At 65.4% G+C, this 12,507-nt stretch carries 16 protein-coding genes and 1 tRNA gene; 14 read left to right on the top strand and 3 right to left on the bottom strand.

Annotated elements, in window-relative coordinates:
- The 3 genes from QP090_RS29770 to QP090_RS29760 form a co-directional block, all read left to right on the top strand.
- Nucleotides 1-553 (top strand): HEAT repeat domain-containing protein (locus QP090_RS29770; RefSeq protein WP_285942777.1); only part of this gene is annotated, 553 nt, incomplete at its 5' end.
- Between the two features lie 393 nt (nucleotides 554-946).
- Nucleotides 947-1,071, top strand: a tRNA-OTHER gene (locus QP090_RS29765).
- A 179-nt stretch (nucleotides 1,072-1,250) separates the two neighbouring features.
- The gene (locus tag QP090_RS29760) at nucleotides 1,251-1,634 is read left to right on the top strand and encodes a hypothetical protein (RefSeq protein ID WP_285942776.1); all 384 of its coding nucleotides are present in this window, start codon (nucleotides 1,251-1,253) and stop codon (nucleotides 1,632-1,634) included.
- 331 nt (nucleotides 1,635-1,965) lie between these two features.
- On the opposite strand, the gene QP090_RS29755 is transcribed toward QP090_RS29760, so the two are convergent.
- Nucleotides 1,966-2,952, bottom strand: coding sequence for an SUMF1/EgtB/PvdO family nonheme iron enzyme (locus QP090_RS29755; protein WP_285942775.1), 987 nt, complete (start codon nucleotides 2,950-2,952; stop codon nucleotides 1,966-1,968).
- 27 nt (nucleotides 2,953-2,979) lie between these two features.
- Nucleotides 2,980-3,759, bottom strand: a complete 780-nt coding sequence (locus tag QP090_RS29750; protein WP_285942774.1) for an aminotransferase class IV family protein — start codon at nucleotides 3,757-3,759, stop codon at nucleotides 2,980-2,982.
- Nucleotides 3,760-3,876: 117 nt separating this feature from the next.
- Between QP090_RS29750 and QP090_RS29745 the strand changes: the two genes are divergently transcribed.
- Nucleotides 3,877-4,101, top strand: a complete 225-nt coding sequence (locus tag QP090_RS29745) for a hypothetical protein (RefSeq protein WP_285942773.1) — start codon at nucleotides 3,877-3,879, stop codon at nucleotides 4,099-4,101.
- Between the two features lie 138 nt (nucleotides 4,102-4,239).
- Nucleotides 4,240-4,623, top strand: coding sequence for a hypothetical protein (locus tag QP090_RS29740; protein ID WP_285942772.1), 384 nt, complete (start codon nucleotides 4,240-4,242; stop codon nucleotides 4,621-4,623).
- Between the two features lie 365 nt (nucleotides 4,624-4,988).
- Here QP090_RS29740 and QP090_RS29735 read toward each other — a convergent pair whose 3' ends face one another.
- Nucleotides 4,989-5,384 (bottom strand): GntR family transcriptional regulator, encoded by a 396-nt coding sequence (locus tag QP090_RS29735; protein WP_285942771.1) that lies wholly within the window; start codon nucleotides 5,382-5,384, stop codon nucleotides 4,989-4,991.
- A gap of 127 nt (nucleotides 5,385-5,511) precedes the next feature.
- On the opposite strand from QP090_RS29735, the gene QP090_RS29730 reads away from it, so the two are divergent.
- The 9 genes from QP090_RS29730 to QP090_RS29695 all read left to right on the top strand — a co-directional run bounded on the left by QP090_RS29730 (nucleotide 5,512) and on the right by QP090_RS29695 (nucleotide 11,995).
- A complete protein-coding gene (locus tag QP090_RS29730) occupies nucleotides 5,512-5,850 on the top strand; it encodes an SCO3933 family regulatory protein (RefSeq protein ID WP_285942770.1) in 339 nt (112 codons plus the stop codon).
- A gap of 11 nt (nucleotides 5,851-5,861) precedes the next feature.
- Nucleotides 5,862-7,214: an FtsK/SpoIIIE domain-containing protein gene (locus QP090_RS29725; RefSeq protein WP_285942769.1), complete on the top strand. Its 1,353-nt coding sequence runs from the start codon at nucleotides 5,862-5,864 to the stop codon at nucleotides 7,212-7,214.
- A 112-nt stretch (nucleotides 7,215-7,326) separates the two neighbouring features.
- Nucleotides 7,327-7,596, top strand: a complete 270-nt coding sequence (locus tag QP090_RS29720) for a hypothetical protein (protein WP_285942768.1) — start codon at nucleotides 7,327-7,329, stop codon at nucleotides 7,594-7,596.
- Nucleotides 7,596-8,435 carry a DUF2637 domain-containing protein gene (locus tag QP090_RS29715; RefSeq protein ID WP_285942767.1) on the top strand — a complete coding sequence of 280 codons (840 nt, stop codon included), beginning with the start codon at nucleotides 7,596-7,598 and terminating at the stop codon, nucleotides 8,433-8,435. The genes QP090_RS29720 and QP090_RS29715 overlap by 1 nt, the downstream gene beginning before the upstream one ends.
- Before the next feature lie 16 nt (nucleotides 8,436-8,451).
- Nucleotides 8,452-8,922, top strand: coding sequence for a hypothetical protein (locus tag QP090_RS29710; protein ID WP_285942766.1), 471 nt, complete (start codon nucleotides 8,452-8,454; stop codon nucleotides 8,920-8,922).
- Nucleotides 8,923-8,939: 17 nt separating this feature from the next.
- Nucleotides 8,940-9,095 carry a hypothetical protein gene (locus QP090_RS29705; protein ID WP_285942765.1) on the top strand — a complete coding sequence of 52 codons (156 nt, stop codon included), beginning with the start codon at nucleotides 8,940-8,942 and terminating at the stop codon, nucleotides 9,093-9,095.
- A 140-nt stretch (nucleotides 9,096-9,235) separates the two neighbouring features.
- A complete protein-coding gene (locus QP090_RS37570; RefSeq protein ID WP_349666516.1) occupies nucleotides 9,236-10,579 on the top strand; it encodes a replication initiator in 1,344 nt (447 codons plus the stop codon).
- Nucleotides 10,580-10,628: 49 nt separating this feature from the next.
- Entirely contained in the window at nucleotides 10,629-10,838 is a 210-nt protein-coding gene (locus QP090_RS29700; RefSeq protein WP_285942764.1) for an excisionase family DNA-binding protein, read from the top strand.
- Nucleotides 10,838-11,995: a tyrosine-type recombinase/integrase gene (locus QP090_RS29695; RefSeq protein WP_285942763.1), complete on the top strand. Its 1,158-nt coding sequence runs from the start codon at nucleotides 10,838-10,840 to the stop codon at nucleotides 11,993-11,995. The genes QP090_RS29700 and QP090_RS29695 overlap by 1 nt, the downstream gene beginning before the upstream one ends.
- The last annotated feature ends 512 nt before the right edge of the window (nucleotides 11,996-12,507 follow it).

Here is a 12,507-nt window from a genome sequence, read left to right as displayed (position 1 = left end):
GGCCGTTGCCCAGGGTTGGCCCGAGGACTCCGACACCCTGTCCCTCCTCCGCGACCGTGTCGCCAACGACGAGGACGGGCCCGTCCGGCAGGCAGCGGTGGAGGCCGTTGCCCGGGGTTGGCCTGAGGACTCCGACACCCTGTCCCTCCTCCGCGACCGTGTCGCCAACGACGAGGACGGGCCCGTCCGGCAGGCAGCGGTGCAGGCCGTTGCCCAGGGTTGGCCCGAGGACTCCGACACCCTGTCCCTCCTCCGCGACCGTGTCGCCAACGACGAGAACTGGGCAGTTCGGCGGGCAGCGGTGCAGGCCGTTGCCCAGGGTTGGCCCGAGGACTCCGACACCCTGTCCCTCCTCCGCGACCGTGCCGTCAACGACGAGGACGGGCCCGTTCGGCGGGCAGCGGTGCAGGCCGTTGCCCAGGGTTGGCCCGAGGACTCCGACACCCTGTCCCTCCTCCGCGACCGTGTCGCCAACGACGAGAACGAGGACGTTCGGCGGGCAGCGGTGCAGGCCGTTGCCCAGGGTTGGCCCAACGACCACGGCCTAACGTAAACGCGACCAAGAGATGTGTACAACAGTAAGTACAGCAACACCCTTTACAGACGCCTATGCGATCTTCCAACAACACACGTTGCGACATGGGTCAGGCGGCAAAAGGACCGGGAGCGGTGACAGTTCAGGACATAGAGATGCGGGTGGTCGACTTAGAGGGTATAGCGAGCCTGAAGCGGGGACCTCGCGGCTCCCAGCCTCCCGCGGGGAAGAGGGAACTCCCGCGCGAAGCTGTCTGCCACAGCGTCTCGCTGTTCGCGCGGCCGTACCCTGCGGGATGGGTGTAGGTGCTAACAGCGGGGTCGGATGACCTTGGATGGGTGTGGACGTTCGGGAGGGGCCGGCGCTGGTCAGCAGGGGCGTGGGCCAGTGGATGCCCTAAGCCCTGCCAGGGGCGTGGGTTGAATACGGGTTGAAGTGCGAACGGTTCGCGATGAACTTGCAGGTCAGGAGAGTTCGGCGGTGGGACTGTAAATCCGTCGGCTTAGCCTTCCCAGGTTCGAATCCTGGACCCGCCACACCAGCAGAAACAGCCCCTGACCAGGCAGAACCCGGTCAGGGGCTGTTCTCGTTCTTTGACCTTGGTTCCCCGTGACTCCCCGTGGTTTACCCCCCTTCCGGGCACGCTCGGGGCACGCCTGGGGCACGCGATGGGGGAGGGTTGACTCCGGTCTGGATCATGGGGTGACCTTGCCTTGTGACGTTCCAAGACCAGTCCCGGCCGCCTCGCCGCTCGTCGTTGCCCGCCGCTCTGCTCGATCTGCGGTTTGAACAGCATGTGACACCGATCCTCGTGAAGTGGATCTATGCGGGAGTCCTGGCCGTGGTCGGCTTCGGCGTGCTGTTCGGCCTGCTTTGGGTGTGGTCCCTGGCGGTGTGGATCGGGTGGGCGATGTGGCTTGCCGCTCCGATCGTGCTGGGCCTGGGCCTGATAGCTCTTCTAACGGCCCGCGTCGCATGCGAGAGAGTGATGGTGCGGTATCGCTCTCTCCCGGCGCCTGCGTTGTATCCAGTGACCGCGCCGGTTCCTGTAAAGGAGCAAGCGGCGCCTGGTCCGCAATATCTCGGACGCCCTGAGTGAGGGCCGAAGTGCTCATTTGCGCGAACGGCGAGAAGGTGTGACAGACCGTTTCGCGCAAATGAGTGCTTCGGGTCGCGGGGGTCCCGGGGGCGGCGTAGCCCCCGGGTTCAGGCTCGATCAGCCGTTGTGGTTGGCCCGCGTCTGGCTAGGAGGCACTTCTAGGAGCTTTGGGCTCCTGCTCGTGGAGGCGGCCGGGCGACACGGCGCGGCGGGACCGGACGGAACAGGCCGCACGCCCGGCGCGCCGGGGCGGGCGGCCGTCGGCGACCGCGAAGCGGGCGCCCTTGAAGACGTAGAGAAAGTTCTCATCCGGTCCGCTCTTGCCTGGTTGTCAGCCCTTCATGTTGAGCAGAGCGCGCATGGTCTCAGCGGGGGTTACGCAGCGAAAGCCCGTGTCGTCGTCAAGCATGCCGGCGGCTGCGTCGTTGAACGTTGACGGCGTGCAGCGCAGGAAGGGGCTGGTGAACGCGCTTCCCTTCAGCTCGTAACGGCCGGGCTCGGACTCGGTAGCGCACCAATCCCAGGTGTTGCCGCACATGTCGTATACGCCGTACGGGCTCACACCGCTTGCGTAGCAATCAACCGGGGTGGTGCTACGTTTCCCCCCTTCCCGGGAGTTGCACTTGGCGGGGGTGCGCTGGCTTCCCCACGGGTAGATGTCGCCTCGCGTCCCTCGGGCTGCCTTCTCCCATTGCTGATTGGTCGGCAAGCCTTTGGCGGACCATTGCGCGTAGGCGCTTGCGTCGTGCCATGTGACGAATACCACGGGGTGGTCGGTGGTGGCTTGGGGAAGCTCGCCGTTCTCCCAGTGCTGAGGCGGCTTGTGGTCGGTGGCCTTGACGAAGCGGGCGTAGTCCGCGTTCGTGGTCGGGAAGACGTCGATGTAGAACGCCGGTAGGTAGACCGGTTCGTTCTGCTGACCTGCAAAGTAGACCCCGGCGGGAACCAGGGTCATCAGCTTGCCGTCAATGGGGTGCCGGACCTGGTCCTCGTCGCCCACGGGGATGGACGGCTTGGCCTCGGGGTCTGCTGGCTGCTCGTTGGACACGGCCGGATCTTGCGTGGCGGTGGCCGGTGCCGTCAAGCCGACCATCTCGGCGAAGCGGGTTTGAACCTCGACTGGCGATGCGGCGAGGACGGTGTCTAGGGCCTGCTGATTGACTGGGCGCGGAATCATATTTTCCTTGCCCTTCTCCCACTTTGCAATCAGTCGTTCACTGACGCCGACTTCTGCCGCGAAATCGACCTGGCTAACTCGCTTGGCCTCGCGAAGTGCTCGGGCTTCCAAACCGGACCAGCGTTGAACAGTCGGGGACATTTCTTGTTCTCCGTGGCAGGCGGGCGGTCAGAGCGACTCAGCGGGGATTTCTTCGTACTCCTTGCGGAGCGTCTCAAAGACAGGATGTTCCCTCGGGTACTCAATGTCGTTGATGGCGGTGATAGCGCGCACGCCAATCGCGGTGTTCGTTGCAAACGCTACCTCCATGCGTGGGAGGTCAGAGACGTTCACAGGAGCAAGGGAGGTCTTTTCGTGTACCTGCTGGAGGAGGCGCATCGTTACGCCTGGGAGAACCTCGGCGTTCGGCCAGACGACTTGTTCGCCGTCAAAGAACCCGATGTTCCAGGTGGCGCCTTCGGAGACGAACGCGTCGGGATCGGTGAAGACGCAATCGTCGAATCCGTCGAGTTGGGCGTTCCGCCTGTGCCAGAGGGCACCGAACAGACCGACGTGCTTGGTTCTGGGTAGATCGCGCGTGTAGGCCGCTGTCTGGACATGCAGCGGGGACAAGGGCCACGCACCGGCTGGCCGCGTGGTAACGAGAACTCCCGGTTCAGCGGCGGAGCTGGGGTGGCCTAGTTCCAGCTCCGGATCGAACACGGTCACCCTGACGACGAATGCGCCCGGCTGATCTGCTGTCGCCTGCCGGATGTACTCGCGGACCTGTTGGCGGTCGAGGGTCGCGCTAAAGAGGGTTCGGCAGTCCTGTACCAGGCGCTCTAGGTGGTGAGAAAGGCCGCGAATGCGCTGGTCCTCCATGCGCATGGACGTGAAGTGTCCGTAGTTGACCAGAGCCAGGGCCTTGAGGTCGTCGGGGCTTGCTGGTGCGCCGTTGAGTTCCGCCATGGACTCAGTGTTGCAGCAGGGGTGTGCTGATCACAGGCCGGAGTGCAGTGGAAGTTCAGTGCTGAGGCAGTGGCAGGACATGGTATCGGCCGTGATCAGCCAGCACCCTTGGTTGGTATGAGCAGTCGTGGGCGTTCGGATCACAAGGTCGTGCAGCTTCACATGCCGCGTGGGCGTAGCGGTGCCGCAAAGAGGCCGATCCGGCTGACCGAGGAAGAGCGGCAGATCCTCTTGAGCGAGCTTGCCGAAGTTACGGCGGCACTCAACGAGATTCAGGCGCGAACGATGGAGATCGCCGCCCGCGTGATCGAGCCAGCGGTCAGGCATGACCGTCCGGCGTAACAAGCTGCGGGACCGGTGATGTGGTGAGGGTGGCCGCTGAGCGGCTGGTGGGTCTGCTGGCGCCGCTGGGGGGGGCGGCCATGGAAGCCCGTCACCGGTCCCGCTTCCAACACTGGAGGTGTGGTGATGAGGAACGCGATGGACGCTGAGTCCTTTGGGGACGGTGCGGGGTGGGAGGGTGCGGCGGGTTCGGCGGTGCACCCTGGTGACGCGCGAGTCGGTGATCAGCGGTTCAACGCGGCCATGGGCCCGTGTCGGCTGCATCTTGCGGCGTTGGATGCTCAGATCGTGTCGGGTTCTGGCGTGGGGGAGTTGGCGTGTGGGGTGGTGAGTCGGGGCGACGGGCCGCCGGTGCTGAACGTGATTGTCGTGGGTGATCCGGAACGTTCGGTCGAAGTGACGTGCGCGCGGGTCAGCGGCGTGTGGTGGTTCGTGCTGGCTGACACCGGTGAGGGTGTCGCGCGGGTAGATGAGGTTGCGGACGTTCCGGGGGTGCTGGTGCGGATTCTGGGTCGGGGGTGAGTCGTGGGCGCGCATCTTCCCCCGTGCCGGGCGGTCCCCTGCCGCTTGGTCTGATGCGCGCCCACCTGAGGCACCGTGCGGCCGTCTCCTGTCTGGTGGTGTGACTCCAGACGAGGGGCCGTCCGGCTGTACGGGGGGTGTGGAGGGGGATGGGGAAGCCGTGGGAGAAAGGGCCGCGGCTTCCCCTTCTCCGGTGACAGGGTGGGGGCCTGCTGATGCCGAAGGCACCCCTTAGGGGCGACCGCAGGGAGTCAGCCGGCCACCGTGGGCACCTTCCACTCAAAGCGTCATCCCACCTAGAAGCCGCTGCCCGGCCGCACGGTGGGAACATCAGGGCATGAACGGTCGACTGGCATCGCGACGATTCACAGGCCACGTGTCCGTTCGTCCATCTCGTCCAGTCGCGCGTTCTGCCGCTGAAGATGAATCTTGATCTCTTGTAGTTGAGACCACAAGAACTCGAACTCCTCGCTCGGCTCGCGGGCCCCCTCGCCTTGCTCGCCTTCGGTGCCTTCTCCCTGCTCCGGCTTCCTCGTCACGATGCTGGGGCTTCCCTGCCTGCTCATGATGAGGCTCTCCTCCCGCAGGACGGCTAGCCCACGTTCGACCGTTGCCCCTGCTGCGCCGAACCGCTCCCGCAACTTGGCGATGGACGGTAGCGCCTCCCCCACCTCATACCGCCCTGCGGCGATGTCTCTGCGCAACTCGTCGGCGATGCGCACGTATACCTTGCGGCGGTCTGGTGAGCCCTGTTTTCCCATGTCAGCAGGATAACCGGCCGACGTAGGTTCGTGCGTTCCTAGGAAACTTCCGGCCATCCGCTTGACTTTCCTACTTTCCTAGGTAACCTATGAAAGTAGGAAGCATCGAACAGCCTGGAGGTACCTCGTGCGAAGCATCCCGGTAGACACCTCGAACCTGACGTTCGTGTGCGTGTCGGCGCCGCGTCCGAAGCTGGTGAGTCAGGAGACGGGGGAGGTGAAGGTCGACCGGGACGGCAACACCGTGTTCACGGTGGGCCTGTCGGCCGCTGACGAGATGGGGCGCGTGGAGTTGCTGAACGTGTCGCTCCCGGGTGACCAGTCGGTGACCATCGGCCAGATCGTGAGGCCGGTCGGCCTGGTGGCCTTCCCGTGGGAGCAGACGCGCAACGGTGAGAAGCGGTGGGGGATCGCCTACCGCGCAAAAGCCGTGACCCTCGTCGCGCCGTCCGCTGCTGCGGCCTGAGGGCGTCGGTCATGACTGACGCGCTGGTGGTGCTCGGGGTCCTGGCCGCTGTGGCGGCCGGGCTCTGGGCCTGGCGTCGGTGGCATCCGGTGTCGTTCTGGTACGGGTTCGGGTTCCCGTCTCGTGCGGTGCTGGTGTATCTGACGTGGAAGAACGTGGCTTCGGGTTGCAAGCTGACGCGTAGCCGTCGGCATTGGCGTCTGACGTTGGATGCCGTGCCGGTGGTCGGGGCTGCTGCCCGGGACGCGGCAATGGTTGAGCAGAAGCGGCGGGTGCGGCGGGTCGATGTCGAGCACACGCCTCGTCTGGGGCTGCTGCGTCCGACCCGGCTGGGCTGGCGGGTGCGGCTCCGTCTTCAGGACGGGCAGGTTCCGGAGGATTTCGCGAAGGCTGCTGAGGGGATCGCGCACGCCTGGCGGGTGCACTCGGTGCGGGTGGTGGAGGTCAAGCCGGGCAGGCTCACGCTGTGGGCCACTATGCGGGACCCGCTGACTGAGATCGACGTGTCCACGGAGACCGGTGAACTCCTCAAGGTCCGGCCGGGGAAGTTGGAGAACGGTTCGGACTGGGTGATCGACTTCCGGACGGTTCCGCACTGGCTGAACGCCGGGGCGACGCAGTCGGGCAAGTCCAACTTGGCGAACGCGGTCATTACGGGGCTCGCGTCGCAACGGGTCGCCCTGGTGGGCTTCGACTTGAAGGGCGGCGTGGAGTTCACGCCTTACACCCCTCGGCTGTCGGCCTTGGCCACCAACCGCAAAGAGTCCGTGGACCTGCTGGATGACCTGGTGGGGGAGATCGAACACCGGATGGCGGTGTGCCGCGAACACGGCGCGCGCAACATCTGGAAGCTTCCCGAATCGGTCCGGCCGATCCCCATCGTCACCCTGGTCGACGAGGTCGCCGAACTGTTCCTCATGGCGGACAAGCGCGAGAAGGACGAGGTGTCGAAGACGGCGGTGTCGTTGCTGCGGGTGGCTCAGCTTGGGCGGGCGTTCGGGGTTCACCTGATGGTGTGTGGTCAGCGCATCGGCGCGGACCTTGGGCCTGGGGTATCCGCGCTGCGGGCGCAACTGTCGGGGCGGGTCTGCCACCGGGTGAACGATCCGGGAACGGCGAACATGACGCTGGGCGACATGGATCCGGCGGCGCTGAGCGCGGCCCAGGGCATCGCGGCCGAGACCCCTGGGGTGTGCGTGATCACCGGGCAAGACGGCTCCTGGCACCGTGCCCGTTCGGTCTACGTCTCCGAAGAGACCGCCGAACAGGCCGCCCTCGACCATGCACACCTCGCGCCGGATTGGTCGGCCCTGCTCGGCTGGGTCCCGGTTGCGGCCGATGACCCGATGCCTGACGCGGCTTAGCCGACCCGGCCTCTCCCTCTTCTCTTGCGGCTCGGTGTGAGCCCTGATCACGCCACGTCCCTACCCGTCCCATGCCTGAACTCGTCCTGGTGGAGGTTCTCCCGTGGTCCGCGTGATCGCCCTTCGTCCCCGTCCCCGTTCTGTTCCGTCCGGTCGTCCTGGCGGTCGTCCCGTCCCGTCCTCGGTCGTCCCGCCGTTCGTCCCGCCGGTTCGGGTCGAGTGGGACGGTCCCCGGGGCCTGCACGTCGCCCAGTGCGGGCGCTGCACGGACTCGTTCACCTCGTCCCGTCCGGCGGAGATCGACGAGTGGGCGGACACGCACCGGTGTGACGTGGAGCTGGCCGCGCTGCTGGACCTGGTCGCCTCCGGGCGGGCGGCGTGATGCGGCGGCTCCTGGGGGTGGTCGGGGACTCGGCGCCGGTCGTGGTCCTGGCCCTCATCGCCGCTGCGGGGTCGTTCACCCACATCCGCGACACCGCTACCGAGCACGGTCAACGCGGGTGGATGGCCTGGGCCATCGCGGTGTGCATCGATCTCACGTGTGTGATGGCGGCGGGGGAGCGTCAGCGTGACAAGCGCACCTGCCGCGACACGGGCCGGTTGACCTGGCCCACGCTCGTCCTGGTCGGCGGGATCCTGCTCTCGCTCGCGGCGAACCTGGCACAGGCCGACGCGAGTATCTGGGGCTGGATCACGGCGGGCACTCCTGCCGGAGCGTTCCTGGTCGCGGTCTCCATGCTCGAACGCAGGACCGCCGGACCTCGATCGGCCGTCTCGGACCCGGCTGCCCCGGCCCCGGCCTCGGCACCTGATTCGGGACAGCCGTCTTCGTCCCAGTCCCCATCCCAGTCCTCGTCCTCGTCGCCGTCCTCGTCCTCGCCGTGGGTGGTCTGGGAACAGGACCGTCCTGAGGTGACGGTGCCCGTCCTGCCCGTCCCGGACGAGCAGCCGGACGAGCGGCAGGACGAGCGAGCGAACGAGCAGATCGAGATCGCCGTTCCGCTGGTCGAGGAATCTGCGGGAGACATGCCGGGGCCGGCGTCGCCGCTGGTGGCGTTCGCCCGGCGGGTGGCCGATGACCACCACACCAAGTACGGGCGCCCGATCACCCGGGACGCGTTGCGGTCCCGGCTGGGCGTGTCCAACCAGCTCGCGTCGGACCTGCTTCACCAGGTCCGGACAACCGATCCCGCACCCGCACCCGAACACGTATCCGCCTGACCGGAAGGAACACACCATGACCGGCTACTCCCCTCGGTGCCCCAAGCGGCGCCCGATCGACCCCCGGGACCTGTGGAACCGCCTGGACGCGATTGCCGGGCTGCGCGCCCTGGCCGATCTGCTGGAAGCGCGCCCCACCATCCCGGTCCGTGACTTCGACTGGGAATACAGGGTCTTCTCCACCCGGCGCGCCGACGACGCGACCAGCCGCGCCGCCATCGCCCACCTGGGCGCGCTGCTCGGTGAGACCCCCGTCGACGAGACGGCCAACGGCGGCCACGTGATCGTCACGCGGACCTTCGGGCCGATCAGCTACGAGGGCGTCTACGTCCCCGCGCAGAAACCCGACGGCCCTGCGCCCGTGTCTGAGGGCGAGTGTGACCCGCTGCCCCCGGTCGCCCGGTTCTGGACCTGTGTCACCTGCGGGGGCGGCGGCGTCGCCTCCGACGGCTCCACCTGCCCAGACTGCGAAGGCTTCGGTCACTGAGAACGGAGACACACTCCATGTTCCTGCGCCGCTGCGCCTTCATCGCCTTCTGGATCGTCCTGGCCCTCTTCGTCCTCCGCCAACCCGAAACCGCCGCCATGACCGTCCGCGCCATCGCCGGATTCCTCGCACTCCTCGCCGACGGCCTCTCACGGTTCGTCTCGGCCTTCTGACGACGCCCCCGGCGTGGCTCCACAAGCCGCCAAGCAAGAGCGCCACGCCGGGGGCCGTCTCTCCACCCTCGAACCGGATAGGAGACACGCCAATCTTGCCTGATGCTGCGTCTTACGTCACTGCGGTAGCCGCGCGGGACATGGCGGCCAAGTTCAACCGGTCGGACTTCTCCCGGTGGGCTGCCCGTGCGCGTGCGACTGGTGGATGTGCCCAACCGATCCACCTTCGGGGCACGGTCGAATACCGCGACCCGATGACCGGCGCATTGCTGCACCGATACTCGACCTCGCGTGAACCGAACGGAAACCTTCGGGTGGCGTGCAAGACCCGTCGGGCCTCACGCTGCCCGGCCTGCGCTGAGATCTACCGCGCAGACACTTACCAGCTCGTCAGAGCGGGCCTGGTGGGTGGGAAGGGAGTGGCTAAGACGGTGGCTGAGCACCCGGCCGCGTTCGTCACGCTTACGGCGCCGTCCTTCGGCCCCGTGCACTCACGGCGGGAAATGGCGGGAGGGGAGATCGCTCCGTGCCGCCCTCGACGTAATTCCGCTCCGTGTCCGCACGGGCGGCGGGTCTCGTGTACCGCGCGCCATGCGGTCGATGATCACCGGCTTGGGCAACCCATCTGCCCGGAATGCTTCGACTACGCCGGGGCCGTGCTGTGGAACGCACACGCTCCGGAACTGTGGCGACGTTTCGCTCTGGCGTTTCGGCGTTACGCGGCTAAGGCTGCGGGGCTTCGGGTTGGAGACTTGCGGGAGGTTCTTACGGTCTCCTTCGCTAAAGTCGCCGAATATCAGCGGCGGGGCTTGGTGCACTTCCACGCTGTAATCCGGCTAGATGGAGCTGGCGGCCCGGACGCATCCCCGCCTGCCTGGGCGACTCATGAACTGCTCGCGGCTGCGGTTGATCACGCGGCGGGTGCGGTCAAGGTTCGAACTGTGGCGGCGAGTGGCGTTCCGGCTAAGACCCACGCGTGGGGCTCTCAGATCGATGTACGCGCGATTTCAAGCTCAGGTGAACTCACTGATAATGCGGTGGCTGGCTACATCGCCAAATACGCTACCAAAGCCGCTGAGTGTGTTGGGACCCTGGATCGTCGCGTTCGGCCAACTGACGACGTGGCCGAACTTCCCGTTAGCGCTCACGCTCGGCGTCTGATCGCTGAGTGCATTCGTCTAAGTGGAATATCGGAGTTCGCCACGCTGAGACTAGCTGAGTGGGCGCACATGCTCGGGTTTCGGGGTCATTTCTCAACTAAATCCCGGCGCTACTCGACCACCCTCGGCGCCCTCCGTGAAGCGCGAATGATGCACAACGAACGAGAACACCCGGCCACCACGGGACGTCTCCCCTTCGAGGATGACGAAATCCTCGTAATCGCACATTGGCGGTATGTCGGCCAAGGTTTGACCCCCGGTGAGATGCTGCTAACTGCGGCGCTCACTGGAAAGCCGCTTCCCGCCATACGGGGAATTCCCTAATGCCTGGCTTGATATCGAGTGTCGAACCGGCTCGCATTGGGAGGCTCTCTTGTCCAAGTATCTGACGTGCGCCGAAGCTGCCGACGTCCTGAACACCCCGGAACGTTTTGTGCGCAGACTTATTGATGAAAGAAGGATCGAGTTTCACCACTTCGGTAGGCATGTACGTATTTCTTCGACGGTGCTTGCTGAGTACATCGAAGCATCGCGAGTCGAGCCGATCACCCTGAATTATGGTCTGGGAAGGAATGCGGCCTGATGGATCGCGATTTTGGAAGTGTTCGAAATCTCCCTTCTGGTCGCTGGCAGGCCCGATACCGTGGCCCTGATGGCAAGCGGCGACCCGCGCCGATGACGTTCAAGACCAAGCGAGAGGCTAGCCGTTGGCTCACGCTCAAAGAGGCGGAAGTCGCTAGAGGTGAATGGGTCAATCCCGATGCCGGAAACGTGCTTTTCGGTGCCTGGGGCCGGCGCTGGCTCGACTCGATACGGCCTACCGTCAAGCCAAAGACCTATGCGTCCTACCTCTCGCTCTTCCGCACACAGGTAGAGCCGCATTTTGGCCGTATGACCTTGGCGTCCATTCGGCCAATCACGGTAAGTGAATGGGTCGCTGATATGAACGCGCGCGGTCTTAGTGCGTCCCGCATCAGGCAGGCTCATGTCGTCCTATCTCAGATTATGCAGACGGCGACAGTAAATGAACTCATTCGCATTTCTCCCTGTATCGGCACTAAGCTTCCTCGTCTGGTGGTGCATGAACCGACCATTATCACTAAAGAGCAGGGTAGTAAGCTCGTCGCGTCGGCGGTCGCGCCGCATGACTTGCTTATCGAAATCATGCTGTATGCGGGCCTCCGTGTGGGCGAGGTATTCGCCCTACGTCGAAAGAGCATCGATCTCGATAGCGACTCTCTTCGGGTCTCGGAAAACCTGATTGAAATCGAGGGGCGAATTTCTTTCGGAACACCCAAGAATCATCAAGTCCGCGATATTCAGATTCCGGAATTTCTGACCCGGAAAATTCGGGTGCACATGGAGGGAATCGACAGTAATGGCGAGACTCTTCTATTTGTGAATCGAAAAGGTAATCCGCTGCATTACAATGCATGGCGGACATGGAGGTTCGACCCGGCCGTTAAGGAGGCGGGTCTGGACATCACGCCTCATGATCTGCGGGCTTCTCATGCGTCATGGGTGGCTGATGAGTTCGGCGTCCTTGCGGCTGGTCGTCGCCTCGGGCACTCCAACACGACGATCACGACCCGGCACTACGCACGTAGGCTGGAGGGGAAGGACGGGGAGGTCGCGCGCGGGCTCAACCAGGGGGCCAGAGCGACAGGCGACACGCCCGGGGCACATTCGGGGCACGGCCCGGAAGACGAGAACCCTCCGGATGCTCCAGTTCCCGCCTGACCTGCGGCGGAACAGTCGGCCACCCCAGAACGGCCGAAGATCTGTAAATCCGTCGGCTTAGCCTTCCCAGGTTCGAATCCTGGACCCGCCACACCAGCAGAAACAGCCCCTGACCAGGCGAAACCCGGTCAGGGGCTGTTCTCGTCATGTCCGGCTGTCGGTGATCGTTTGCGGCTCTGTACGGGCATCCGGGCCGAATACGGGCTGAAGTTCTAGAGGCCCGTCGGCCCGGTTGCCTTGTTGATCCGTCGCTTGGCCTCCTCGCCCTGCCTCGCCACACACGTGGCATAGACCTGCAGCGGGACGGCCACGCTGGGCCCTGCCCACTTGGCGACCTACGCCAGAAGCTCGCCCATGCCCGTCGAGGGAGAACACGATGCCGCCGTTCAGGAGGGCATGGCCGCCTTCGAGTTTCGACCGGCAGAACGACGACCCGGGGATGCGAGGGCAAGATCTCGCCGGAGTCCTCGACGAGCGTTACCTGATCGAGCCTCTTGCCGAGTAATTCCACG

Source organism: Actinomadura xylanilytica (assembly GCF_030283145.1).
GTDB classification, from domain to species: Bacteria; Actinomycetota; Actinomycetes; order Streptosporangiales; family Streptosporangiaceae; genus Spirillospora; species Spirillospora xylanilytica.
Note: the sequence above shows the minus strand (reverse complement) of the source record. Positions and strands in the feature narration are given on the sequence as shown.

What these genes read in the sequence shown, in the direction of transcription:
- QP090_RS29715 (WP_285942767.1), top strand. Translation starts at nt 7,596, where the DNA reads ATGCGGCGGCTCCTGGGGGTGGTCGGGGACTCGGCGCCGGTCGTGGTC.
- QP090_RS37570 (WP_349666516.1), top strand. Translation starts at nt 9,236, where the DNA reads ATGGCGGCCAAGTTCAACCGGTCGGACTTCTCCCGGTGGGCTGCCCGT.
- QP090_RS29755 (WP_285942775.1), bottom strand. Translation starts at nt 2,952, where the DNA reads ATGTCCCCGACTGTTCAACGCTGGTCCGGTTTGGAAGCCCGAGCACTT.
- QP090_RS29705 (WP_285942765.1), top strand. Translation starts at nt 8,940, where the DNA reads ATGTTCCTGCGCCGCTGCGCCTTCATCGCCTTCTGGATCGTCCTGGCC.
- QP090_RS29695 (WP_285942763.1), top strand. Translation starts at nt 10,838, where the DNA reads ATGGATCGCGATTTTGGAAGTGTTCGAAATCTCCCTTCTGGTCGCTGG.
- QP090_RS29750 (WP_285942774.1), bottom strand. Translation starts at nt 3,759, where the DNA reads ATGGCGGAACTCAACGGCGCACCAGCAAGCCCCGACGACCTCAAGGCC.
- QP090_RS29745 (WP_285942773.1), top strand. Translation starts at nt 3,877, where the DNA reads ATGAGCAGTCGTGGGCGTTCGGATCACAAGGTCGTGCAGCTTCACATG.
- QP090_RS29725 (WP_285942769.1), top strand. Translation starts at nt 5,862, where the DNA reads ATGACTGACGCGCTGGTGGTGCTCGGGGTCCTGGCCGCTGTGGCGGCC.
- QP090_RS29710 (WP_285942766.1), top strand. Translation starts at nt 8,452, where the DNA reads ATGACCGGCTACTCCCCTCGGTGCCCCAAGCGGCGCCCGATCGACCCC.
- QP090_RS29740 (WP_285942772.1), top strand. Translation starts at nt 4,240, where the DNA reads ATGGACGCTGAGTCCTTTGGGGACGGTGCGGGGTGGGAGGGTGCGGCG.
- QP090_RS29735 (WP_285942771.1), bottom strand. Translation starts at nt 5,384, where the DNA reads ATGGGAAAACAGGGCTCACCAGACCGCCGCAAGGTATACGTGCGCATC.